The 2630-nt window shown below is 37.8% G+C and carries 2 protein-coding genes and 2 pseudogenes; all 4 read right to left on the reverse strand.

Annotated features, from left to right (window positions below):
• A pseudogene (locus RU86_RS11620) lies at positions 1–206 on the reverse strand (hypothetical protein); the annotation flags it as partial.
• A 26-nt stretch (positions 207–232) separates the two neighbouring features.
• A complete protein-coding gene (locus tag RU86_RS11625; protein ID WP_096815431.1) occupies positions 233–553 on the reverse strand; it encodes a DUF4176 domain-containing protein in 321 nt (106 codons plus the stop codon).
• Position 554: 1 nt separating this feature from the next.
• Positions 555–1442 carry a hypothetical protein gene (locus tag RU86_RS11630; RefSeq protein ID WP_096815432.1) on the reverse strand — a complete coding sequence of 296 codons (888 nt, stop codon included), beginning with the start codon at positions 1440–1442 and terminating at the stop codon, positions 555–557.
• A gap of 96 nt (positions 1443–1538) precedes the next feature.
• Positions 1539–2630, reverse strand: a pseudogene (locus RU86_RS12185) (hypothetical protein); the annotation flags it as partial.

A 2630-nucleotide genomic window follows, 5' to 3' on the forward strand; every position in this document is an offset into this window, starting at 1 on the left:
CGTGTGATGACAGGGACAATCAGGTCCCCAAATAATCCCTTGCCTGCCATATAGGCAGCACCTGATAGCGTCCTACCGTCAATAGCTTGCATTAAATGTGCACTTCCTGATTTCAGATCTTGAATGACATCTTGCCCATTTTGGATATTAGATTGACAATCACTGATAAATTGACGTGACTCACTTTTTAAAAAAATCACTCCCATGGCAAACTGTTCCTTTCTTTAATAACTCAAAAATCAAATGATTCTGCTGTATAAGTTTCATTTTCTGAAGAGTCAACTAAACCTTGTCGCCAGGCGTCATAGACTTCAAGATATCTCTCCTCTTCCTCATCTGAATAGCCGGTAAAAATAAGTTTATCGACATCTTGATGATTAAAGAATAAGGCATCCTCTGGATCAATCCCATTCGGATAGACAACACCAACATAGTCGCTAAACAGTTGGCCTTCTCCATTATCAAACGAAGCACCACGACCAACAACCATTAATTTGGCAGTCGCCTCTTTTAAATAGACAATTGACCCTAGGGGTAATAATTTTTCTATCATCTCATTTTCCTCTTTTCTCTTGTTTTAATTGCTTTTTTGCTAGTTTTTTAGCTTTTCGTTTCCCATACCATTTTTCATCGGTCACCCGCCATAAAACACGATATTGTTCTGAGTATTTGGCAAAGTAAAACGTGCTGATATACAGCTTCATTGGGCCACAGATAAATAATGTGAGTATGCCAAAATAAATTGGTCCCGCAAAAAGACACACAAAACGCCAAATACTAAAACTACCCCACATGCCAATCCTAAATATTAAAATATTGAGCACCAGTAGCACTGAAAAAGCAAGCCAAAACTGCTTTAACCGCTGCCAAATCTTAGCAACAAGGGACGTCTTCTCTTCTGTTAATTCCCCGTATAGCTCTTGCTTTATATTTTTTACACTAGACTGAAGAGTATTCAAAAAAAAGACGAACCCATATAGGCAGATAACGCTAAATCCCAGCCAGCCTGTTGCACCAAGTGTCATTCCTAGTAACATAGGCATGAATGATAGAAATGACAACATCATCATCAAGACTAGATTGCTAATTTCAAATACTCTTGTTATCATATAATTGCTTTTTGGAAAAATATTTATTAAGATTAACAAACTCCAAATAATAATACACATGATAATTAGCATCTTTAGCCATTGAAAATATTGGGCCCCTTGCCAAATATCTTTAATATAACTCGTCCCCATATCAGCAGTTTCAGGTGAAAAAACACCTAATCCATAAATCAATACATTAAAACAAAGTAAAGGGACTAAATTAAAAATTCTTGCACCCAATTTTTGACTTCCTCTAGCACCAGAATCATACCAAACTTGCTTTTTATCAAATAAATTATGTGTTATCTTAGTAGATTCTTTAAATGAAGCACCAAATAATCGTTTAGCCATAAGCCTGCTTCCCTCTTCCAAAGAACGAGGTGACACTGTGCCAAGTACCTTTAGCAGCCTTACCAAGAGACTTACCTGTATCCGCTATTTCATCGACTAGCCAGTCGCCACTTTTTCTACAAAACTGTAGAACTTATCCTTCCTTTTTGGATCAAGTGCTCCCCATATTAAATTTAGAGAACCAAATGCAAATCCTACACCAGCAGTGATAGGCGCAATAGGACCACCAACAGCTGCCCCAGCCATTCCCCACTCAATAGGTCCTGCACTTTTTAATTGTTTTACTCCTGCATGGACTGCTGCTTTACCTACATTATGGTAAGCAGCACTCTTTTTATCATTGTATGAAGTAACCCCATCGTAACTCGCACTAGCTGCCATCGCTAACCAGCCTGCTCTAGTGGCTAACTTTCCTAAAGGTTTTAGTATTAATAACTTGTTACTAGCTGCTAAAGTCCCCTTTTTCAGATAATCGGTTCCCCAACCTACGTATTTATTTAGGGGCTTAGTGTATTTAGCTATACCTTTAAAATCTTTTAGTTTCTCAATCTTTTTCAAAAATTGATTAAAACTACCATCCATACGTGCTAATAGCTTAGTAGCCGCTGGATGATCTAACGTTCTTAAATATTTCTTTATCGCACGCCAATCTTGCATTAAATAATTAACTATTTTTTGACCATGACCACCAAAGCTTAGGAATTTTTCTTTTGATAGACTTCCCGGTTTCATTAATGTCATAATTCCCAAGAAATATTTGATATCTGTTCGTTTACCCATTTTTTTCTGAAGCCCATATAAATACTTAAAGTCATTAAATGGTATACCAAGCTGTTCAGCCATGTTCTTGAGCATCTCATTACTGGGCTCAGTATTGATAACCTTCTCAAACCAACGCTTATCCATCCCCTTAGGAAAACGGTAAGTACCTTCCGAATTAACCGTCATCTTGCCTAAGACACTGATACCTTGCACGGCAATCTTTATACGCCTTGTGCTATCACGAAATAAGCCTTGCGTTTGGGACACAAAGGTTTGCAATAAACGGAGGTCGTTTTTCAGTTTGTCAATATCCTGATCTAAACTCGTTACGTATGCATTTAGCTTACCTCGGATGTTAAAAAGTTGATCAGCCAAAGCAACCATCGCTGTCACGGGATTGCTCATGGCAAGGATTTCAAAGGCTTG

This window comes from Pseudolactococcus piscium, assembly GCF_002441695.1.
Taxonomy (GTDB): domain Bacteria; phylum Bacillota; class Bacilli; order Lactobacillales; family Streptococcaceae; genus Pseudolactococcus; species Pseudolactococcus piscium.